The sequence below is a fragment of the Photobacterium piscicola genome, from assembly GCF_900166965.1.
Classification (GTDB): Bacteria; Pseudomonadota; Gammaproteobacteria; order Enterobacterales; family Vibrionaceae; genus Photobacterium; species Photobacterium piscicola.
The window spans coordinates 85,568-108,748 of the sequence record NZ_FUZI01000003.1 but is presented as its reverse complement, the minus strand read 5'-3'; the positions used below and the strand labels follow the sequence as shown (position 1 = coordinate 108,748).

Here is a 23,181-nt window from a genome sequence, read left to right as displayed (position 1 = left end):
AATAAAACCACACCTTATCGATAGGTATCTACAGATTAGAATAATCACCGTTAGGATCTATTCCGATCATTTGTTGGATCCCTATCGTCATGACTTCCATAAACAACCGCAATCTTTTCGAATAATAATTTGAATAGGGATAAACAAAATAAATAGGTAATGGATCTGCTTGCCAATGTTCTACCATATGGACAAGTTGGCCGGTCAGTAAATAAGGTTTAACTAACCATGATGATATTGCACCGATACCAAGCCCACCTTTAATACACTCCAATGCTGAATAAAGATTATCGGTTGATAGAATCGGATCAAGCCCTAATACCGATAACTCATTTGATAGCGTATTCTTTAGTATTAGCTCATGATTATAAAATGTACTAACCGCGATCCAAGGCCATTGCTGTAACTCAGAAATATTCTTAATATCACCGTGTTTTTTTATTACCTTCGGTGCTGCAACAATAATACGTGGCACATAGCCGATCAGTTTTGCCACAACATTGGGATTTGTAATCGCACCAACATGAATAGCACAATCAATATTGTCAGCAAGAAAGTCAGGTGATATATCATTCAAGAGCCAATCAATACGCATTTCAGGATAAAGGGTTAAATATTCCATTAACGGTTTGATTAATTGTTGCTGTCCAAAAGCATGTGGCGCTCTTACTCTCAATCGGCCTTTAATTTTTGCAGTATCACTCCCTACCGAATCTTCTAATATCGACCACTGCTCTAATAACTGCTTAGCATGCTGGTAGCAAGTGTCTCCCTCATCGGTTAATTTTAACTGGTGCGTCGTGCGTAGCATTAGCTTGCACTTAAATATCTGTTCTAACGATTGTAACCGTCGACTAACGGTAGGTTGAGTCGTCTTTAACTGTTTAGCTGCAGCACTTAAACTTCCAGCTTCAACAATTCTCACCCACGTTGTCAGTAACAAAATACGATCGAGATTTTTAGGGTTATTTATATTCATACGCTGAGTGTATAACAATATTACGATAACGCCCTCTATAAAAGCACGTTCTGTTCAGGCATATTCCTATCGAACATTTTTCCACTCATGGATACACAATGACAGCGCAGACCAACATAATAAAAAACAATGAAATATTACCGCTTAAACAGCTTTTTGGCTTATCCGTTGGCGCAGGGTTTAGTGTCGCTTCAATTTATTATAGCCAACCTATCATTGGCTTATTATCACATGCATTTCAGTTAAAAATCAGTGAAGTCGGACTGGTTCCAACGTTAACGCAAATCGGTTATGCGCTAGGTATTTTTTTTCTAGTTCCTCTTGGTGACATGATCAATCGAAAAAAGCTGATCATTACTAAATTAGGGTTGCTTTGTGGTGCACTGGGCTTATGTAGCCTTAGTGCCACTTTTCCAAGTTTATTAATAACAAGCTTACTCATTGGAATATTAGCAACAACAGCACAGGATATCGTGCTCGCAAGCACTGCAATCGCACCACCCAGTCAAAGAGGAAAATCAGTTGGTATTGTCATGACAGGCTTATTGTCAGGCATACTCTTATCGCGCGTCTTTAGCGGTATTATTGGTCAATTTTGGGGATGGGAAGCTATCTTTCAACTAGCCGCTGCCTCTATCATGATGTTAATGGTGTATTTTTGGGTTTCATTACCCACTATGCCGGCTCAAAACACACTTACTTATCAACAGATAATGCGATCATTAAAACCATTATGGCATCAATATCCGCAATTAAGACAATCAGTTATCGCTCAAGGATTACTATCAATTGCATTTAGCGCATTTTGGACAACCCTCGCGGTATTTTTATTACATAACTACAACTTAGGCAGTGCCACTGCGGGGCTATTTGGATTAGCTGGAGCCGCGGGGGCTATCGCAGCACCGTTAGCTGGCGGACTAGCCGACCGTTTAGGTGCAAATAAAATACTCTTCTTGACGATTAGCATTGTTATATTATCGTTTATCGCGATGTTCTTTATTCCATTACTCGCCATACATTTTCAGATCGCGTTTTTAGTTGTGTGTGTCATCTTGTTTGATTTTGGTATTAACGCATCGTTAGTATCACATCAAACGATTGTTTACAGCCTAAAACCTGAAGCCAGAGGACGCCTTAATTCGATCTTGTTTACATTTGTATTTATCGGCATGGCAATAGGATCAGCTTTCGGCGGCTATCTTTACCAGCATGTAGGATGGAACGGCGTTTTAGTGCTTGCTATCGTAACGCCATTAATCGCATTAATTGTTCGATTAAAATCAAACTCAAGTACTCACGCAGTCTAAATCTTTCTAGCAATGAAGTGATGAGGTAATACTCTTCACTTCATCTTAAATAATACATCGTATATTCTATATATCCAGTATGTTGATCCCATTACTCACTGACTATTTTAAAGCCTTGTGACACATAAAATTATGTCACTCGCTTCATTTTGTTTATAAAATCATTATTATAGTATTTTCTTGTCACAAGTATCACCTAACTATATGAAATATAAAAGAAGATCATCTACAAAATAAGATAATCATTATTGCTTTTATCTGTGACTATAATGCATTTATCTTCGTCAATTCAAAGTGTTACCAAGATCTTTCTGAATTATCTATTTTGACATTCCTATAAAGAATGAGATTATGCACGCCGATTATATAACGTCATCTTGATATCGGAGTATCAAATGCAAAATAGAGTACATAATATGATGACGTGGCGTCAGGATATTTTTGCAGGATTATCCGTCGCTGCCATTGCCCTCCCCGCTCAAATGGCGACCGCACATTTAGCTGGGTTTCCTGTTATTTATGGATTATACGTTTTTGTTGTATCCAGCCTTGGCTTTTTCATTTTTGGTAGTAACCGTTATTTATCTTGTGGTGCAGATTCAACCATCGCCCCTATTTTTGCAGTGAGTCTTGCCAGTTACGCCACATTATTCAGCGTGCAATATATGGCATTAGCGTCACTATTAGCATTGCTTGTTGGAGCGATATTATTGGGGGTATATATATTTAAATTAGGTTGGGTGGCTAATTTATTGTCTTATCCGGTCACACTAGGGTTTTTAGCCGGTGTGTCGATTCATATTATTGTTAGCCAATTACCGTCAATATTAGGTTTACCACACAGTTCAGCATCGCCATTTCAAACGCTTTACCACTTAGCGCAACACATCACACAACTGAATCTTATCACGACATTCATCGGTGGCGGCGTGTTTGCCTTTATCTTCTGGTTTAGTCGCCAATATAAACGTTTCCCCGCAGCACTGATTGCCTTGGCTATCAGTATCACCATTGAAATGGCCTTAAATGCAAAGAACATTCATATTCCAACCTTATCAAACCCGGCTGGCTTTGAACTTCATTGGGCTTTTATTGGTTTACCTTGGCATCAAGCATTAACGATTTTTCCATTAGCATTATTAATCGCAATGATTTGTATCGTTCAAACCTCTGCGGTATCAAGTACCATTAAAGATCGTAATACGACCCCTAACTTTAACCGTGACTTTGCTGGCATCGGCTTAGGTTCTGTATTATCAGGTTTAATTGGTGGCTTCCCTGGAAATGCGAGTCCACCACGTAGCATGTTAATTCAACAAGGTGGTGCGCATTCAAAATGGGCGGCGTTATTTTCAGCGGCGGTTATTTGTGTGGTTTTGTTATATGCACAAAGCGCTTTTCATCTGATACCTAAAGCAACATTGTCCGGTATTTTAGTGTATGTCGGTTTAAGTATTTTCAAATGGAATGAAATTAAACGTATCTATCATCAAAACCGTCAAGAATTCTATTTATGTTTAACAACCATCTTGATGATCGTGACTTTTCGTATCGATATTGGCGTCATGTTTGGTGTTTTCTTATCATTACTACATAGTATATTTATTATTACTCGCCCAAACTGTGAAGAATTATTTCGAGAACCACACTGTGATCACTGGGGACACCGTTCACGTTTAAATCCAGAACATAACTTATCCGCAGAAGAAGATGTTGCTGTACTTCACTTTTCAGCACCTTTATATTTCACCACTTTTTCATACTTTGAAGAGCGTATTTTAAACTTAGCCAATACCCGTCCTCTATTGCGTTTAGTCATTATTGATGCCAGCAGTATTAGTGATATGGACTTAACTGCTGTTGATAAAATTGAAGTATTGAATCAAAAACTAGCTCATCGAAACGTCACATTACTGTTTGTTAATATTGAACATCCACGATTTAGGCGTTTAGTTAAGACAACTAACTTATTGGCGATATTAGATCAAAAAACAGAATATACCAGTATTGAGGCTGCAATTACTGCGTATCGTTCAATATAAGAAGAAACAAAAGAGATAAGAGATGGGACAGCCATAACTTACGCTGCATAAAGTATAACCAATTAAAATGCCTTAAAATTGGTTATCACAAAATAGCGATCTTATGGGTGTCCTGTCTTTAAGCATTAACTGTCTTTTTTGATGTGTTTTACATCGCTAATAATGCGAGGAGTTGTTGCGGCTTATCTATAATATAATCAGGATTTTTATCGAGAAGCGCTTTTCGATTGTTATATCCCCATGTAACCGCAATACTTTTAATATTAATTTTTTTAGTTGCTTCAATATCACGGGTTTCATCACCAATGTAGTACACATCATCGGCAATAAATTTATTCTTATTGATGATCTTTTTTATGATCCCAGATTTACCAAAGATACTTGACTTAGAAAAGACAGCATCAAACTGAGTAATATTATTTAAACCAAGAAAAATATTAATATTTTCTTCCGAATTAGAGCTCAATATAAAGAGTTTATGCCCTTCTTGTTTTAAGCTTTCAAGAACAGAAGCAACCCCTGTAAATATTTTTTGCTCTTTCATTCGTTTAGTAAAATCACCACGAATTCGATGAGCAATAATGGGTATTTGTAATGGTGATATACCGAGATAGTGAATTATCTCTTTGCTGGTCATGGCTCGACATAGTTCAATATCCTCATCATGAATATATTTAAAATCATATTCATGGTGGATCTTTCTCATTACATCAATATACAAATTAAATGTATCTGCAATTGTTCCATCAAAATCAAAAATTAATACCATTTATAGCAACCACTTACACTTAACTTAACTTAAAAAATACAACAAGGGTTAGGATACGTGCCAATGTTGCGGCACATATCCAATCTAATACGTAATATTAGCTATTTGCTTGTTGTTGCAATACTTTCTCAGCTTTCACTAAATCAGCAAAAGTCCAACCTACCGCTTCAGTTTTACTCATTAATTCACAGATATCAGCGATTTGAAATACATCTTCTGAGTTATCAGTATAAGTAACCACTAATTGCTGACCTTTCATATCCCAAGCTTCGGGATCTTTTTCACCAATTAGGCCGTCTAAATAATCACCTAAGCAGCAATGCACCACAAAAAAGTGCTGCATTTGTTCTTCTGAAACACCAAGGATGATAGCGGCTTCAACATAGTCATACATATATGTATCTGATTCAGTATCCACAAAAAACTTAGAACCTTCAGCATCCCAATACTCAAAGTCTGTCACTTTAGCCGCTACATAACACTCAATCGCATTAACAACGACACAGTAATCACCAACCATTGACTCATATTTGTTAGACATAACGACCTCTTAAATGATGTTTACACATGTAAACACCTAATGACCGAGCAATTATACCCAATACAAACAGTGATGAAAGCTAACATGAATAATTAAAATAATAAAAAACACACTAACCTAATGAATATTAATCGTTTTAACATTCAAGTATCTAATTAAAAGACGAGGAAAATATACATAAAAGAGGATTTTTATAAATATACAGATTAATGAAATAAATATAGATGTCAGCTCAATTACTTATCATTTGATATTTATCATACAATATTGCTCGTGCTTCACTTATATTGCTTGAGATTTATATCATTACATAAAGAACAATCATTATGACTAATAATAAGCTTGGCCTACTTTACAGTAGTATTACACTTTTATTCTGGGGAATATTGCCTATAGCACTAAAACTTTCTGAAAAATTTATTGATGCAACATCATTAAGTTGGTTCCGTTTTTTCATTGCTTTTATTGTTATTTTTATTCTTCAACTAACCTCTAATAGTTTGCAACAATTTCGAAAAATAACACTAAAAGAGATAATTAAACTGCTATTTGCTGGTATATTTTTAACACTTAACTACGTTACTTTTGTGTTAACATTAAAATACTTATCGCCAGGTGAAGCACAATTAAATTTTCAAGTTGCCCCTTTTTTCCTTGCTTTTGGTAGTCTGTTATTTTTTAAAGAACGCTTAACGGCAATCCAACTTTCTTGCCTCTTTACATTAGCCGTTGGCATTATTCTTTTCTTCCATCCCAATCTTAGTGGACATATTAATACAGGAAGTAAAGTTCTAATTGGTGTTGGCATTATTGAATTTTCAGCATTATCTTGGGCGTGTTATACCCTATTGCAAAAGTCATTAATGGCGAAATTATCAACGTCGAACGTTTTACTGTGCGTATTTGGGGTGGGTATGGTTCTCTTAACACCATTGACTGATTTTACGCGACTATCAACATTGTCAGGCTTTGATTGGAGCATTGCTTTATTTTGTGCACTCAATACGTTAATTGCTTATAGCGCATTAGCTAAAGCGTTAGTTTTCTGGCCAGCAGCTCAAGTGAGTGCTGTTGTTGCCGTAGCGCCAGTGATCAGCTTTATGTCAAGCGCATTTGTTGTCACCATGGGATGGTGGCCAAACATTATCAAAGCGCATTCTCTAAGCTCATTATCAATTTTAGGCATTATTGTTATTGTTGGCTCAGTTGCAACCATGCAATTATTACCGCATTTATTGAAAAAAAGTAAGCCTATTGAACAGCTTAATTAATTATTCATCACATCATAATTAACAACAAAAAGGGTGGCTCATTAGGCCACCCAGCAAACATGCCATTAAAAAGTGTGAAAACGACTACATCGCTCTTTCTACATTAGATACATAATCTGGCAAATTTGTTACATAAGGTGCAAACCATGCCCCTTTAATACAATGTGATTCACAGTCTACAATACAAATATCTTCACTTTGGCTTTCAACAACACCGAGAATAAGACCATCGGCTTCACCAGTAACATTAATTGATACATCAAACCAATATGTAGAGCTCTCTTTATTACAATCTTTACCAGAAAAAACAGCCTTCATTTGTCTCTCCAAATCACAAATTTATTAGCGTGACTATCAAGCTAAAAGATAGGAATGATCTCGTGTAACCATCTGAATATAATAATTATCATGCTATCCATTCGCTTGAACTGGCATCAGTTTATACCTTGAGAGAATCACCAACTTAGTCATTGATCACAAAATAGAAGAAGCATTAAAAAACGAGTAATCTTATGGGTGTCCTATGTTTATTTTCTCTGGCGTTCTTTTTTAGCAAATACATATTCTATTTTTATCAATGGTCAATTAGGCCGTTGATATGATAATAATGACTATCAGTAGTAAAACTCACTAAGGACATCGTATGTACATTGCAATGAACCGTTTCAAAATTCGTTTAGGTTCTGAACAAGAATTTATCGATATCTGGAAAAATCGTGATACTTATCTAGATACTGTCCCTGGTTTTCAGTCATTTGATTTACTGCAAGGGGCGTCTAATGATGAATATACTCTGTTTGCATCTCATTCAGTGTGGCACTCTCGCCAAGCATTTGAAGATTGGACACAGTCAGAACAATTCCGCAAAGCCCATGCTAACGCGCGAGGCAACAAAGAGATCTATTTAGGTGCACCAAACTTTGAAGGGTTTGAAAGCTGCCTTTAATCTATAAAAATCATAGCTGACATAAAGCCCTTACTACGTAAATGAACTGAAGATCCCATTTAGAAATGGTCAGTTTATTCATTAAGGGCTTTTTATTTATCCAATATCCCCACTTCCTAGTTCTAACAAGGTTGCATTTCCCCCTACCGCAGTAATATTAATCGTGCGTGTACGTTCAGTAATAAACCGTAAACAATAACGCTGACTGCCAATAATAGGCAGTGTGATACCATCAAGTTCAACAACTAATTGAGCCAATAATCCCTCTCGTTGTGCTAACTGCCGCGCCAATTGCTGCGCACCTTGAACATCACCACAATAAGCAACACCAACCGTTGATGGGTGCTGAACTAACGCATCTAGCGCGCTATCACTGACCACGGTGATCACATTAGTGAGGCTCTCAACGTATTCAAGTTGAGCAACAATTCGTTCGGCATACTGAGTATCCGCCAAACACACTAAGACTGAATTGCCACATACCAATGCAGCGGTTAATTGACCGACAATTGCTTCTTCGGTTATGCCCTCTTGCGCAGTAACAATAAAGACACCTCGCCCACTACAATAAAGGGTATTGCTCTCACCTGTTGGTCCTGGCATTAATACATGTTTAGCGGCATATTTAAATGCATTAGCACATTGAAATTGCACCATCGCGGCAGACTTTAGCGGCAGTTGTTGCGCCCAACCTCGTAAAATTTCAGCCCGCAGTTCAAAACCAAGCTGATTCCATAAGATCATTGCAGCATGACTCGTATCAATTAACCGCTGCACTGTAGTTACATTATGCTGCATCAATTACTCCTTATGATGAATAGGTTGCACACACTCTTGAGTAAAACGGTATAAATAATGCGGTCCACCCGCTTTAGGGCCTGTTCCTGATAATCCTTGCCCACCAAACGGTTGAACGCCAACAGCAGCACCGACTTGATCTCGATTGATATAACAATTTCCCACTTGGGCACGTTGCTCAATATCAAAATAGGTACATTCATTGCGACTATGAATTGCCATCGTTAATCCAAATCCGGTCTGATTTATTTGGTCAATAACTTGATGTAATTCACAGGATTTAAAGCGCACCACATGCAAAATAGGGCCAAAATGCTCTTGTTGAAGTAAATCAAGATTATTAATTTCAATGGCTGTCGGAGGAACAAAATCACCAAATTGACACTCTGCGGGCAAGGGTGTTTGTGCAATTAATGTTGCTTGATGAGTTAATGTTTCAATATGAGTTAGTAGCTTTTCACGAGCGACGGCATCAATCACGGGGCCAACATCGGTGCTATGGTATTGAGGACAACCAACACTCAGCTCAGCCATTGCGCCTTTGATAAGCTCAATCACTCGATCTGCAATATCAGCTTGAACAAACAATACCCGTAAGGCAGAACAACGCTGACCCGCAGAAGCAAATGCCGAACGAATAACATCACGCACCACTTGTTCAGGTAATGCAGTGCTATCAACAATCATGGCATTTTGCCCTCCCGTTTCAGCAATCAACGGTACTGGTGCACATTCCCTTGCTACTAACATACGGTTTATTGTTTGTGCTGTTGGGGTCGAGCCTGTAAATACCACACCTGCAATACGTTCATCAGATAATAATTGTGAACCTATCTGCGCGCCACGCCCAGGTAACAGATGAATAACCCCTTGTGGTAGCCCTGTTTCCAACAATAATTCAATCGCGCGATAAGCAATTAATGACGTTTGTTCCGCAGGTTTTGCAACCACAGTATTACCAGCAGCGAGTGCAGCACTGATTTGACCAATGAAAATAGCTAATGGAAAATTCCACGGACTAATACAGACAAAAACACCCCGTCCTTGATAACGTAATTGTTGTTCAATACCGTCATAAGTAGTGATCTGTTGTGGTGATTCAAAATTAAGGATTGCTTGTTGGGCGTAATAACGACAAAAATCCACCGCTTCACGTATTTCATCAATCGAATCTTGAATGGTTTTTCCCGCTTCACGGTGACATAACGCAACTAATTCATGCTGGTGTAACGCTAATTTATCAGCTAGTTGTAATAAATAACTGCATCGAACAGAAGCGGAAGATGTAGACCAATTAGCAAACGCATCAGCCGCCTGTGTTATAGCCATCTCGACATGTTCTTCATTGGCAAAGATGACTTTACCGACAACTTCACGGCGATCATAAGGTGCAGTTACTGTCATTATTTCTGCGGTAACATCACTCATCAAATGATATTGAGGTAACGGTGCAGCTTGCCAGTGATGATCAGAAAAAGCCGTTACTGCCGCATTAAATGGCTGCCATTGCGATTCAATATCAATATTAATCGCAACTGAATTACGACGCGCAGCACCAAAAATATCAGGTGGTAAAGGAATCAAATTGTTATGTAATGTTGAACGTTTTTTCAGTGTCTCAATAGGATGCTCAATGAGTGCTTCAATAGGACAATCAGCATCAACGAGCCGATGAACAAACGAACTATTAGCCCCATTTTCTAATAATCGACGTACCAAATAAGGCAATAGATCTTTATGGCTACCAACGGGAGCATAAATACGCACCGCAACATTGTGCATCGCCATCGCATGGTTATACAGCGCATCTCCCATACCATGTAAACGCTGAAACTCAAACTTATCATGTGTAGCCATCGCAACAATAGCACTCACAGTATGGGCGTTATGGGTAGCAAATTGCGGATAAATAACCCCGTTAAGCGCGGGAGATAACAACAGCCGTGCACACGTTAGGTATGATGTATCAGTCGCTTCTTTACGAGTAAATACCGGATAAGCGCTATACCCTCCTTGCTGACTTATTTTCAGTTCACTATCCCAATAAGCACCTTTTACAAGTCGTAATGGAATACTATCACCCTGTTTTTTGGCTAGTGCCGCCACCCACGCTAATACAGCTAAGGCTCGCTTTGAATAAGCTTGAACAACAATGCCAAATTGCCCCCAACCTTGCAGTTGTGGTGACTGATATAATTTTTGAAATAATAACAGTGAAAGCTCCAACCGATCGGCTTCTTCAGCGTCAATCGTAATTCCAACATTATGTTCACGCGCACAGCACAATAATGACAATAACGCGTCATACATTTCAGTAACGACACGTTCGGTGTTAGCAACATCATAGCGAGGATGTAATGCAGATAACTTAATAGAGACTGTCGAATTTAAGGAATGATGAAGCGCCCCATCGATGGTCGAATAACTGTCACGCCCGACTGCAACAATCGCCGTCATATAATCTTGATAATACTTAGTGGCATCATCAGCCGTTAATGCTGCTTCACCTAGCATATCAAACGAATAACTAAAGCCTTGATCGCGCTTTAATTGCCCTTGCTTCATTGCCTCGGTTATATCACGCCCTAAGACAAACTGATGGCCCATAATTTTCATTGCTTGGTGCATAGCTTGGCGGATCACGGGCTCCGACATTTTATTCACTAATCGATTAATAACATCCGTTGCAGAACCATCTTTCGATATCTCTAATCCGACAACTTTTCCAGTTAACATCAACCCCCATGTAGAGGCATTTACAAACAAAGAATCTGAATGTTTGAGGTGAGATTTCCAATCCGCAACGCTTAATTTATCTCGAATCAAAGCATCAGCCGTCGCAGTATCAGGAATACGCATTAATGCCTCAGCTAAGCACATTAATAACACTCCTTCTTTGGTGTCTAAGCTATATTCAAGCAACAATGCATCTATCATTTGAATCGCATTTTTGTCCGCGCGAACACGAGCAATTAATGCCGTCGCGTGCTGATCCATATCTAGATGTTCTTGTAATGACGGTGTTGCTAATGGTATTAATTGCGCTAACCACTCTGACTCATCAACCGCATAGTGAGGAGAAATCAACGCCCACAACCGCTCAAGAGGCTGTTCAATAAAAGATGGCTGTAAAACATCAGCGGCATTAAACATAATAAATCCCTCGATATAATCTGCGTTATAAATCAGCGTTTGTGGCGTGATTATCCTTCTCTACTATGACATTACCTTTTAATTACTACACTACATAACAAAAAGGTAACAATATGAGGTCAATATCAAAATATTCCAATAAAAGATATTTGGGTTTTTATTTAATTAGCGAGGCTTTCATTCATTACGTGCTGGCTATTTTTTTATAAACATGCAAACTATTATCATTATCAACAACTGGACTGTAATAATGAATAATATAGCCATATGGGGTGCAAGCAGTGGATTAGGTGCAGCCATGGTCGACTACTTCCATGAGCAAGGCTTCAATGTGATAGCTATTGCCAGAAACCCAACCAAAAACCCTCACATTGCACAGTACGATCTTATGTCTATTACTTGCGATGCGACAGATAAAACACAAGTTGAAAATACGGTTGCTATGCTGCCTGACAATACGCTCAACATTTCAACAATGGGCAGCTTTCATGCGGATATCCCTGTGGATTATATTGGTCATCGTTATTTGATTGATACGCTTGAAAAAAGCACCTCAAAGCGCCTATTACTGATTACATCTTTAGGCTGTGGCGATTCATGGCAATTTATGTCAGATCGCGCTAAAAACGTCTTTGGTGGAGCATTACGAGAAAAAACACTGGCGGAAGCATGGCTTAAAAGCAGTGCATTGAATTTTACGATTCTGCGTCCGGGTGGGCTTAAAGATGGAGCGCCAACACACCACGGTCAGTTATCACAAAATGAAGAAGTACATGGAGCGATTACTCGCGGAGAAGTGGCGCGATTAAGCCATGAATTACTGTTAGATAACGATAGTATTCATCAAACATTTCAGTGTGTAGATCCTAGTATCGCGCCTTACTAAACATCACAACTCACAGCAGTAAAATACAAGGAGGTAATGCCATGCTTACCTCCTTTATGAAGTCATCACTTTAACGCCAAAGGCTGCAAATAACCCACCAGTAATATAATTAATTTGCCCAGAAACACGCGCATAAACGTTTTTGGCTGATTGATGTGAAAAGGCGAACACTAAAAACAAATGCCAACTAAGTGTGATTAACGACATTGTTAACATTATTGCCAAAAGCAACATCGAATTCATATTTTCAGGTATAGAAATACTAAACAAACTAACCACAAAAAAGCCTGTTTTCGGATTCAAAATGCTAGTAATAAACGCTGAACTAAACACCTTTTGTTTTGATAGTGATATGCTTTGAATGTTTTCAGTATCCTCTCCTATTCTCTTTATTTTACGGGTTAAATAGATCTGGCGAATACCAAGATATAATAAATAACTACCGCCTACCAATTTCATCAAACCAAATAGTGATGGAAAATGAGACAAAAGAAGCACTAAACCAGAACCACCAAAAAATGCCCATAATAATGTTGCACAACTCACTCCAAAAGCTGAGAAAATCGCAACTCGACGTTCATAATTAAGTGCAGCATTAATAGTTAAGAGTACATTCGCTCCCGGTGTCGCCACCGCTAGCATCCAGATTAAAGCAACATGAAAAAGTACTAATAAATATTCCATTACTTACTCCCTAATTACATCGTTTATGAGTTATGAAAGACATCCAATAGTACGTTAAACAATGTCTCATTGAATAACACTCATTTTATAGCTGTATGTACTAGATACTCTTTTTAATATCCTCAATTAAGCCTTGTTTCTTTAATTCCGATGTAATTGCTCCCTTTGTTCGACCATGTATCTCTGAAAGCTCATTAATTAAAGCACCATTATTGAAAGCGGCGATTAATTCATCCCTTTCATTATTAGTCCAAGCCAATCCTGCATTTTTAGGAAGCCCCTTCGCAAGGTTGATCCTTCGTTTGTTATCAATTGACATCTTCCCCTTTTGGGCTGTTTTAACTAAAGTCATCATCGTAAATAATGACCGAATAACCTCCGGATCATTATAAGGAGAGTATTCTGGTAACGTTTCACCTGTTATAGGATTCACGCCATTGGCTAATGCTTCAACGTTTTTTAAAGCCGTAATAATGTCCATATATCCTCGATTTTTATTGTATTAAACAACCAGCCCTAGATTTATTTTTTACAATATAAAAAGCAGTCTCAACCAGACACTATTTATATTTAATAATCGATGGAAGTCACAAAACAATGACAACATATAATGGCGAAGCATAGAGAAACATGAACATAATATAGAACACAGTATGGACACAACATAGAAGCCACAACATAGGACAGCCATATCTATTCTATTAAATATCCAATAGCAAAAAAGCCCCCATCTTTAAAATGAGAGCTTTTGGGGACGAATTTTTGATCGTCAAAATAATATTTATCTAACGCCATACTATTAATAACAAGGAAACTCTGGTTATCCCTGCTATTTTTAAGCGCTATTTTTTCTTACCCTGCACTGCTTTAAATCTTGGATTAGATTTACAAATCACATAAATACGACCACGGCGTTTAACCACCTGACAGTCTTTACTGCGATTTTTTGCACTTTTCAACGAACTAAGAACCTTCATTAACTTTCACCCTTTAACATCATAAGAAAAATTGTTGTCTTAACGAGCCGTCTTATCAGCCAATTAAACAGCGTGTAATTGCCATAGTATTGAACGCTAATAAGACCCCTCAACAATGGTTATGTTATAACATAACAACAAGCACACTGTAAACATAATAAAAAGGGGCAAGAAGAAAACGAAGGCAACCATGATAACAATCGTTATGGTTCCCTACAGCTCTTACTAAAGCTTTATTACAGGAAATAAAATTAATAGATGTTTACCTAATGGCAGATAATAATGAGGATTATCCGTTTTCTGGACTGGGATTTAGAGACAATTCTGTTTGAAGGTAAAATTATGCTACAAGTTGTTTTTTATTATTTTCAAACTAACACTAACATTTTGCTTATTCGCATTAGATAAGACCATATCATCTCTCTTTGTCGTTATTTGAGAACTGTATAGTCGCATATATTCATTTAATGTAAATATCAACTTACTATTTACACTAATACTTCCATTTTGTTTTATTGTATTTAAAGAATATGTAATTAACACTTCATCATTCTTAATTGGTATAATCATAATTGAACTAGTACATAACTGAGCATCACCACAAGTCATAAAACTTTCTTCAATTGCTGATTTTAAAAAAACATTAACGTTATGATTTACTATATGATCCTTATCTTCATAACTAATGTTAAACATCGCGATATAATCAGATCCTTTAGAAATCCCACTATCAATTATAGATTCTTTAAACTCTTTCGAGAAAGAAAGAGATGAAAATAAGAATAAAAACACATAAAATATATTTTTAGACCATATTAATACATTAATCATAAATATATCCCCCATCATAATTATGCTTATTTACTACATATAATAACAATTATTATTATTTATTTTTAACACAGATTTCAAAATACATTTGTCGGTAAGAACGATGTTCTAGATCTATTTCACTCAAACCAAACTTATTAGCTAATATAACCAATTCAGCTCGATAACCATCAAGTAAACTTTCATCATCAGTCATAATGGCAAATTCAGCGAAGTCACCTACCCCATCAAGATGATCAACAGTAATATGAAACTTACCCACAAAATAAATACTGCGGGTTTTCTTCATCGCCAATACAATTTGATAACCCATTGTGGTAAGCATACTTTGTGCTTTATTGACATCAGTAATATTTACGGCTTCACAGCGATCAGTTTCTGGTCCTTTTACGATCCAAAGCTTAATGCCTGACGGTGCCATTTCACGAATGCAAAGGCTTTTATTTTCAGCTAAAAGCTGTTGTTTTGAGGTATCAAAATAACAATCAGATTCTATATTATCTTGAAGCATAATTTCATGCGGCATTGATTTTAATATCGCTAAGAACTGAGATATAGACTTCAATCGATATTTAAGTTCGACTTCAAATTTACCACTAAAATGATCTGAAACCATCATTGCTACTTACTGAATTATAAAGAGCGCAGATTAACACACCAACCCAAAGGTTTATGTTAACTATGTATGATTACTATTGATAACAAAAAACCAGTTGCTTTAAATAAACAAAATAGCAGTGATTAAACCTCATTCGCAAGCTGATCTAAATAGCTCTGCATAAAGCTCGTTCTTTTTGTAGCTTCTTCTTTCGCCGAATGGGTTTGCATTGTGTCTGCAAGTTTTAATAACTTGGTATAAAAGTGATCTATGGTGTAAGTACCATCGTCAGGTTCTCGATTGGCGCAGAAAGGATCAACTGTTGAATATAATGTTCGCCCAAGAGTTGTACTCACTTGAAGGCACCTTACAATTCCCACCGCACCTAGCGCGTCGAGCCTATCCGCATCTTGAACAATTTTAGCCTCAATCGTCATTGGTTTTACATTGGCGCTGAAACTATGAGCGACGATTGCGTGATGTATCTCTTGCCAATATTGTTTGGGATATCCAATTTCATTCAAAAATTTAATTGCCTTTTCTGCTGCGAAGAATGAACTTTGATTACGTTGAGAATGTCCTTTGGGGAAGGTGAAGCAGTCATGTAAATATGCAGCAGGAATAGCAATGTCAGCGTTTCCGCCTTCTTGTTTACTCAACTGTTTAGCTGTCTTAACGACTCGCAGCACGTGATTAATATCGTGTGCCGCATCAGTAACCATTTCCGTTGAGATGAACTCAAGCAATTGTTTTTCAAATACTTCTAAATTACCCATATACACCTCAAGCCGCTAACCAACAATACAGGACACCCACATCTATATGCTTTCAAGTTTCAACACTCTAATAATAGATTCCCTACCGTCCACACAAATATTCACAGTTGGTAATGACGATAGGCAGCTCTAATATTACACCAAATAATAACCTTGGTTCTGCCTACTTTATTGCATAAAGAATTATGGGTGTCCTATGTTTCTGTTGCCTTTGTTTCAATTAGCTACTTTGGCCATTCAATGCCAACTTAATACGTTGATGTGTACGGTAGTTTGGAGTCGAAATAAATTGATTCTGAATTGGTTTAGCTCGAGGGTTATCATAACCGTAGATATCATGGCGCATCTCTAACTGGCCATTAGGTGTTACCCAAGCTGTTAAATAAGCCACATCAAGATTCACACGCACCTTTAAGCCAATCTCACGGTGCTTGTTCGAATTAATCATATCGTCGACAGAGGGCAAACTTGGCATATTTTGATAAGACAAAATAATTTTCGCCATCTCACGAGGTTTTTGTACACGCATACAACCAGAACTCAAATCGCGATGATGACGTTTAAACAATGGATATTCTGATTGTGACTCGTCATGCATATATACAGAGAACGAATCAGGCATCAAGAAGGCTACCCGTCCTAGAGCATTCTCAGGGCCGGGATCTTGACGGAATTGGTGCGTAAAGGTACGCGGATTTACCGTTGCCCAATCAATTGAACTAGGTGGCACAACAGAACGATCACTCCAACTGTTAATCACATCCATGCGGTTATTCTTTAAGAAATTAGGATTAGCTTTAGCTGATGGAATAGTGTTCTGCACTTTGATGGTTTCAGGTACATACCAGTAAGGGTTAATCACAACCGTATTAATGTATGACTGGAACAAATTGGTTGGGCGTTTGGGCATCCCATCGATAATTTTCGATTCAAATATTGGCTTTTGATTATCGTATAGCGTCATTTTGAAATCAGGAATATTAACAATAATTTGCGGGCCATTCCCTTGCAATTGCGCAAAACGTTCTCGTTGTAAATTCAATGCCGTAATACGCGCTAAACTTGAATACGGACGTATTAATTGACTCACAACGTCAGGTCCTATAATGCCATCCATCTTCAAACCATAATTACCTTCAAAGGTTTTTATCGCTTGGTTCATCACTCCGGTATTTGTAATCGTCGCTTGAGCAATAATCTGTTGATACTGAGGCTGAGTTAAATAGCCTAAATTCCAAAGCACTGTCGCCACTTTAGGACCATAAGGGATGGTGTCACCGAGGTAAACAATCTTATCAAAGTGAACATTACTCGAATCAAGTGGATTAGCAGGTAAACTTAATAGATGGTTGATCACTCCCATTGTCGAAACAAACTGCGAAGAAGGAATAAGAGAATTGATCTTTTGAGCCGTCAATGGGAAATAATTCTGCACCATTTTTAATGTCAAAGGCGTCAAAGTTACTGGATGTGAATTGTATAATGGTCGAGGATCTTGCATTAATTGATGCACATAATCCACGTAAACTAGATACGTATCAGTTAATAACAAATCATATCCGCGCTGATCTGGCAATGCCTTTAATTTCTTCAACTCTTTTAGACGCTGCTTCATACCTGGTAGCGTATTGGAATCTGCCAGCGCTTGTAATTGCGGCATGATCGCATTGACAAGCACTGGGTTTAACCAATATGGCATGAAGTTATTTTTGGCATACAGCGCATTCAAAATACTACCGTTACACACTTTGACCGTTGAGTTTGAACACAAAGATGCGGTGCTATTCACTGTAACGCTATCTAGAACATGTAAATCTAGCGCATTGGTCACCGCATTATCGGCAGCCAAAGCTGATCCACAGGTTAGTAATGCTGAAACGGTCATTACTGAACGAATCAATGTTGTCATTTTTTTTCGATTAAATTTCATTCAACGGTCCTTTACTAAAAAAGTAAGAATATGCTTTTTTAGAATTAAAAGCATTCACCATTAAAAGTGACAAAGATTTCAAGAATGATGAGTAAAAAGTTAAAAAGGAGTCGATTACGATCTATTTATAACTAAATCGAACATAAAACACATACAGTTATAGCTATTTGGTGAAACACTGGTGATCGGCACTCCACCTTCTAGCGAGTATTCATTGTTCAACTAAAGCTTATTCACAGAGCACCGTCAGTATTAAACATACTGAATTACAGTTTTTCTTTAAGGAATTACTTCAACGAATTGGAAGTAAAGAATTATGCATAACAGCGTCAATATGACATTGGTTATTATACGTCATCTCGGAAATTGAGAAACGAAACTATCCGTGATCGAGCCTTAAAGACGCCAATGAAACACCTTACGTTTTACGGCTAAATATAAACTCAACAACGCGTGGACAGTAGATTCCCTATCGCCCTCGCGGGCATTCACTATAGGGAATGACGAGGTTGGGGCTTGGCATTCACTCAGCCTAATATTCGTCATCTCGGAAGTTGAGGAACGAAACTATCCGTGATCTACTCACCCCGTGATCGAGCCTTAAAGACGTCACTGAAACACCTTACGTTTTACAGCTAAATATAAGCTTCACAACGCGTGGACAATAGATTCCCTATCGCCCTCACGGGTATTCACTATAGGGAATGACGGGGTTGGATGAATAGTTTCATAATAGCTCTTGCAGGATATTCAATATTTGATATAACAAAACGGAATAGAATTATAGGGCTAAGTAAATTTAACAGAGAATAACAACAGAAGTGAATACAACTGAAAGGAGAAAAAGAGGTAAAACCAAGTTCACCTCCATTGCTACAACTTATTGTATCTTATGATTTTTAGCTAAGAAAGCATCAAGTTTATTAGCGAAATTTTGGCGATCAGCTTGCGTTAATGCAGACGGTCCACCTGTCTGAATGCCACTACTCCGCATGGTTTCCATAATATAAAATAAAAACCTGTTCATACATACAGTCATTATTGTTTTTGCTAACTTCTCGTAATCGATAAGGCATTGAATTTATTGATAAAAAAGTTAGAGTATTAGTAGCGATTTAATTATGAATGATTACGTAGATAATGAATTACTATTAAGAAATAGATTTGTTTTAATGCTCTGACCTTAAAATAGTCTCATCTGTTAAAAAGATACCTCACAAACAGAACCACGAATAAGGTACTTTTTGAAACAATTCAATTCACAATTACTCATTAAATACTATATGATATGCACCGTATTTATTATTCAATGACAAAAAGCACCACATATAATCAATAATAAAAAACAAAGAGAAACATAATGATAACAAACTTTGCGATGACGAATTTTAAATCCTTTGCATCTTCTGAAATGATGCGTTTTGCTCCAATTACATTGATATTTGGACCAAACTCATCAGGTAAAAGTTCAATTATTCAAGCATTAATGATGCTAAAGCAAACATTAGAAAAAGAAAATGGCCAAGGAAAATTAGAAACTGACGGAGAATCTATTTCTCTTAGCAACTACAGCAATATTATACATGGACAAAATGATAAATTACCTATGGGATTTGACATTCAATATACAGCTAACCATAGTGCTCAAGAGTTTAAAAATAGGCATTCATATAATATGCCCTTTGGTAACGATGATTTAAGAACAGCAAATTTTAGCTATAAAAAAATGAAGAAAGCTAATAAACATGCCTACCTTAATAAATTTTCATTTAACTGCTCTGATAGAGTAAATTTTTCTGTGGATATAGGTAGAGAAAGCAGTGAAGGCTATCTTTATTCATTAAAACCTGATCATAACCTCAAAAACGCTATAATAAAGAACAAGAAAATTCTTTCAGATGATGGAAAGTCCTATATTGAAATTGATGACTCCTTATCAAAACCATTTAAAATTGATAGTAAAATAAATCTGCCTAAAATTTTTAGTCATTTACCATACGAAACACTTTCGAGTAGTTACTCTGATCAAATACTAGATGATTTATCATATATTTTAAAAAAGACAAAATATTTAGGCCCATTGCGTAGCTCTCCCAAAAGATTCTATTCTAGTGAGATTAATGCTTATCAAAAAGGCCAAGGCAAAGGTAATCTAGGGTTTGATTTATATAATGCAAGTAATATAACAAAATCTAAAATTGATAAATATCTGTCTAACTTTTCTATTCCTTATGAAATTTTTGCTAAAAACATTGGTGATAATCAAACGGGAGACATTATATCTATTCTGCTTAAAGACAAGCGGAATGATACGATAGTCACACCAAGAGATGTGGGTTTTGGTATAGGGCAAGTATTGCCAATTATTCTAGAAGGTACCGTTTCAAATAAACATCTGATATGTGTAGAACAGCCAGAAATTCATTTACATCCAAGGCTACAAGCTCACTTAGCTGATCTTTTTATTGATTCAGCTATAGATAGCCAAAATCAATGGATTATTGAAACACATAGTGAAGCTTTAATGCTTAGAATACAACGCCGTATAAGAGAGAAAAAAATAGATCAGAGTATGATTTCTGTTTTATATGTTGATGTAGGTGAAAACGGAGCTCAAGTAACAGAGCTACCTCTTGATGAAGATGGTGATTTTACTGTGCATTGGCCAGATGGTTTTTTTGAAGAACGTCTTGAAGAAATATTTGGTAATACTCTATGATTACAACATTTTATTTTGATGAGGAAATGTTCCAAGATAATATATTTCGGGATCATCCAACTACTACTGATCATATTTTAAAAACCTGGTCTAAATATGGCTGCTTAGCTTATTGTGAAAAAGATAAAGGATATATTCTAAAATCACTACAGAATGTTCCTCCTAAATTCTCACAAAGATGGTCTGCTGCTATTCAGCATTTAAAAAAAACACCAATAACATTGGAAAATAGTAAGCTCTCAGACTTTGAATCTTACAATTTAGTTGATAAAGCCCTAACTCAACAAGGTGTCATGATAGGTATATTGCCTAATGATTTTTTAGAACTTTTTCAAGTCGATAATACAGGCAAACTTGAAATAATATCACCACTAGGTATACATGATTCAAAACACTTTGCTAATAGTGAAAAATATTCATCTCTTGATATTGGAGTCGACGATAATATAGACGACATATGGAACAGGAGTTTAAAAAATTTATCCTTATATTCAAAATCAATAATTATCATTGATAGATATTTAATTCAAAACATTATGGATGATTATGAACAGGGAAAAGAAACTTCTATTGAGAAATTCTCAAAATATCTTTCAAAAAACAATAAGCCTTATAATATAAATATATTATCTGCATGTGACATAAATGGTCAAAGAACTAACAGTGATAAGATAAAAGCTTATTTAAATGATATTTTGAGGAAAAAAAATTATATCGTTACGTCTAAAATTACATTCACAGTTGGACTTTGTAAAAATAAGTTTTTTTCGCAACATGCGCATGATCGAATGATTGTCATGGATAAGCATGCAATACAAACAGGTAATGGGTTAGATATTTTCAGAAATCAACCTCTTGGTTTTTGCCAATTTAATATTAAGAACAAAGAGCTCACGAAGTTTGACGAAATAAACAGTAGGCTACAAAAGAATAGAGAGCCAGGTTTATCTTCTCTTTAGATTAACGTTACGCATCACGCTTTACCCTTCACCACCGAAAATGGTCTAAATCACCAACCTCGGTGGTGGTGGCTAAGAAAGCCTGAAAATTTTTATTTCCCAAGAGTCGTACTCGTTTGCAACATTTGACACCCCCAAAGTACCTATTTAAAATAAACACTGTTCGTTTATACAGCTATTTTTTATAAAAATGGAATTACATAATGAAATGTAAGTTAATGATCATAAGTATCAGCTTCATTGTTTTAATCGTTTTTTCTATCAAATTCTTAATAGATAAAAATTATCTTTTATCTCTCATTTTTATTCTCACCTCGTTAGTACCAATAAGATTGTTATTTGTAAGTTTCTCTGATTATTTTTCTGATCAATATCTAAATATAATATCTGTAACTATTGTGGCTTTATCAATCCTTAATTCATTTAATGATTCACCACTGGTTGATACGAATAGCATAACAAAAAACTATGAAATCATCGGTAATTCAGTAAATATCCCATATTGCACAGAAAACGAACAACCAGATAAGATGAAAAGGGATCTTTTCAATTCTGAGAAAGATAAATTACTACAAAAATGTGCATTACAACACATAGCTGATGGGGCAAAACTAACAATTAATATTGCTAAATCTCTTTATTTAGACCCTATAGCAGGAGCTGCAGATTCAATCTATAGTGATATTCACCCAGATCATAAATTAACATGTCAAGAACTAAATATTTACCTACACAAACTCTGCCCTAAAGTTATGCCAACTTATAATTAAATAAATACCCACCGCTTCCCCGCGTGGAGGCGGTCCTCACTAAATACCCTCTCTCCCAAACCGTCTTCAACATAGTACTCGCCCACGAACTCGACAAATTACAACGCTCGGCAATCTGCTCTGCTGTTACCTTTTCACCAGGCATAATCGACTGCAGAACTTTCAACTGGGTTTTACTCAATTTGATTAGACCAACTTGGTGAGGAACTGCTCGTGCAGCTCCCATCAAATTTGCGTTAATT

The 23,181-nt window shown here is 36.6% G+C and carries 21 protein-coding genes and 1 pseudogene; 8 read left to right on the top strand and 14 right to left on the bottom strand.

Annotated features, from left to right (window positions below; genetic code table 11):
• Positions 1-28 precede the first annotated feature (28 nt).
• Positions 29-997, bottom strand: coding sequence for a LysR family transcriptional regulator (locus CZ809_RS09470; RefSeq protein ID WP_210434281.1), 969 nt, complete (start codon positions 995-997; stop codon positions 29-31).
• Positions 998-1,077: 80 nt separating this feature from the next.
• Between CZ809_RS09470 and CZ809_RS09465 the strand changes: the two genes are divergently transcribed.
• Together CZ809_RS09465 and CZ809_RS09460 are read left to right on the top strand one after the other, a co-directional pair.
• Positions 1,078-2,289: an MFS transporter gene (locus CZ809_RS09465; RefSeq protein ID WP_080157289.1), complete on the top strand. Its 1,212-nt coding sequence runs from the start codon at positions 1,078-1,080 to the stop codon at positions 2,287-2,289.
• A gap of 395 nt (positions 2,290-2,684) precedes the next feature.
• Entirely contained in the window at positions 2,685-4,331 is a 1,647-nt protein-coding gene (locus tag CZ809_RS09460; protein ID WP_080157288.1) for a SulP family inorganic anion transporter, read from the top strand.
• 148 nt (positions 4,332-4,479) lie between these two features.
• On the opposite strand, the gene CZ809_RS09455 is transcribed toward CZ809_RS09460, so the two are convergent.
• Positions 4,480-5,100, bottom strand: a complete 621-nt coding sequence (locus CZ809_RS09455; protein ID WP_080157287.1) for an HAD-IA family hydrolase — start codon at positions 5,098-5,100, stop codon at positions 4,480-4,482.
• 97 nt (positions 5,101-5,197) lie between these two features.
• Positions 5,198-5,641, bottom strand: coding sequence for a hypothetical protein (locus tag CZ809_RS09450; protein WP_080157286.1), 444 nt, complete (start codon positions 5,639-5,641; stop codon positions 5,198-5,200).
• 326 nt (positions 5,642-5,967) lie between these two features.
• On the opposite strand from CZ809_RS09450, the gene CZ809_RS09445 reads away from it, so the two are divergent.
• A complete protein-coding gene (locus tag CZ809_RS09445; protein WP_080157285.1) occupies positions 5,968-6,912 on the top strand; it encodes a DMT family transporter in 945 nt (314 codons plus the stop codon).
• An 84-nt stretch (positions 6,913-6,996) separates the two neighbouring features.
• Here CZ809_RS09445 and CZ809_RS09440 read toward each other — a convergent pair whose 3' ends face one another.
• Positions 6,997-7,230: a hypothetical protein gene (locus CZ809_RS09440; protein WP_080157284.1), complete on the bottom strand. Its 234-nt coding sequence runs from the start codon at positions 7,228-7,230 to the stop codon at positions 6,997-6,999.
• A 325-nt stretch (positions 7,231-7,555) separates the two neighbouring features.
• On the opposite strand from CZ809_RS09440, the gene hmuQ reads away from it, so the two are divergent.
• The gene (gene hmuQ / locus CZ809_RS09435) at positions 7,556-7,858 is read left to right on the top strand and encodes a heme-degrading protein HmuQ (RefSeq protein ID WP_080157283.1); all 303 of its coding nucleotides are present in this window, start codon (positions 7,556-7,558) and stop codon (positions 7,856-7,858) included.
• Between the two features lie 96 nt (positions 7,859-7,954).
• Here the strand turns inward: hmuQ and CZ809_RS09430 are convergent, their stop codons facing one another.
• Positions 7,955-8,656, bottom strand: coding sequence for a proline dehydrogenase (locus CZ809_RS09430; protein WP_080157282.1), 702 nt, complete (start codon positions 8,654-8,656; stop codon positions 7,955-7,957).
• Positions 8,657-8,659: 3 nt separating this feature from the next.
• On the bottom strand, positions 8,660-11,809 hold the full coding sequence (gene putA / locus CZ809_RS09425) for a bifunctional proline dehydrogenase/L-glutamate gamma-semialdehyde dehydrogenase PutA (protein WP_080157277.1): 3,150 nt from the start codon (positions 11,807-11,809) through the stop codon (positions 8,660-8,662).
• Positions 11,810-12,059: 250 nt separating this feature from the next.
• Between putA and CZ809_RS09420 the strand changes: the two genes are divergently transcribed.
• On the top strand, positions 12,060-12,695 hold the full coding sequence (locus CZ809_RS09420) for an SDR family NAD(P)-dependent oxidoreductase (protein ID WP_080157275.1): 636 nt from the start codon (positions 12,060-12,062) through the stop codon (positions 12,693-12,695).
• 54 nt (positions 12,696-12,749) lie between these two features.
• On the opposite strand, the gene CZ809_RS09415 is transcribed toward CZ809_RS09420, so the two are convergent.
• The 8 genes and pseudogenes from CZ809_RS09415 to CZ809_RS09380 all read right to left on the bottom strand — a co-directional run.
• On the bottom strand, positions 12,750-13,379 hold the full coding sequence (locus tag CZ809_RS09415) for a LysE family translocator (RefSeq protein ID WP_080157273.1): 630 nt from the start codon (positions 13,377-13,379) through the stop codon (positions 12,750-12,752).
• A 100-nt stretch (positions 13,380-13,479) separates the two neighbouring features.
• Entirely contained in the window at positions 13,480-13,860 is a 381-nt protein-coding gene (locus CZ809_RS09410; protein WP_080157272.1) for a hypothetical protein, read from the bottom strand.
• Between the two features lie 361 nt (positions 13,861-14,221).
• Positions 14,222-14,356: a type B 50S ribosomal protein L36 gene (gene ykgO, locus CZ809_RS09405; protein ID WP_080157270.1), complete on the bottom strand. Its 135-nt coding sequence runs from the start codon at positions 14,354-14,356 to the stop codon at positions 14,222-14,224.
• Positions 14,357-14,701: 345 nt separating this feature from the next.
• On the bottom strand, positions 14,702-15,187 hold the full coding sequence (locus tag CZ809_RS09400) for a hypothetical protein (protein ID WP_144396183.1): 486 nt from the start codon (positions 15,185-15,187) through the stop codon (positions 14,702-14,704).
• A gap of 55 nt (positions 15,188-15,242) precedes the next feature.
• Positions 15,243-15,803: a class IV adenylate cyclase gene (gene cyaB / locus CZ809_RS09395; protein ID WP_080157267.1), complete on the bottom strand. Its 561-nt coding sequence runs from the start codon at positions 15,801-15,803 to the stop codon at positions 15,243-15,245.
• A gap of 125 nt (positions 15,804-15,928) precedes the next feature.
• Entirely contained in the window at positions 15,929-16,561 is a 633-nt protein-coding gene (locus CZ809_RS09390) for an HD domain-containing protein (RefSeq protein ID WP_080157266.1), read from the bottom strand.
• Positions 16,562-16,781: 220 nt separating this feature from the next.
• Complete coding sequence (locus CZ809_RS09385; RefSeq protein ID WP_080157265.1) at positions 16,782-18,491, bottom strand: L,D-transpeptidase family protein; 1,710 nt, start codon at positions 18,489-18,491, stop codon at positions 16,782-16,784.
• Positions 18,492-19,371: 880 nt separating this feature from the next.
• A pseudogene (locus tag CZ809_RS09380) lies at positions 19,372-19,494 on the bottom strand (DUF188 domain-containing protein); the annotation flags it as partial.
• A 357-nt stretch (positions 19,495-19,851) separates the two neighbouring features.
• Here CZ809_RS09380 and CZ809_RS09375 point away from each other — a divergent pair.
• The 3 genes from CZ809_RS09375 to CZ809_RS09365 all read left to right on the top strand — a co-directional run bounded on the left by CZ809_RS09375 (position 19,852) and on the right by CZ809_RS09365 (position 22,939).
• Entirely contained in the window at positions 19,852-21,210 is a 1,359-nt protein-coding gene (locus tag CZ809_RS09375) for an AAA family ATPase (protein ID WP_080157263.1), read from the top strand.
• A complete protein-coding gene (locus tag CZ809_RS09370) occupies positions 21,207-22,169 on the top strand; it encodes a hypothetical protein (protein ID WP_080157262.1) in 963 nt (320 codons plus the stop codon). Before CZ809_RS09375 ends, CZ809_RS09370 begins: the two co-directional genes overlap by 4 nt.
• A gap of 203 nt (positions 22,170-22,372) precedes the next feature.
• A complete protein-coding gene (locus tag CZ809_RS09365; protein ID WP_080157261.1) occupies positions 22,373-22,939 on the top strand; it encodes a hypothetical protein in 567 nt (188 codons plus the stop codon).
• The last annotated feature ends 242 nt before the right edge of the window (positions 22,940-23,181 follow it).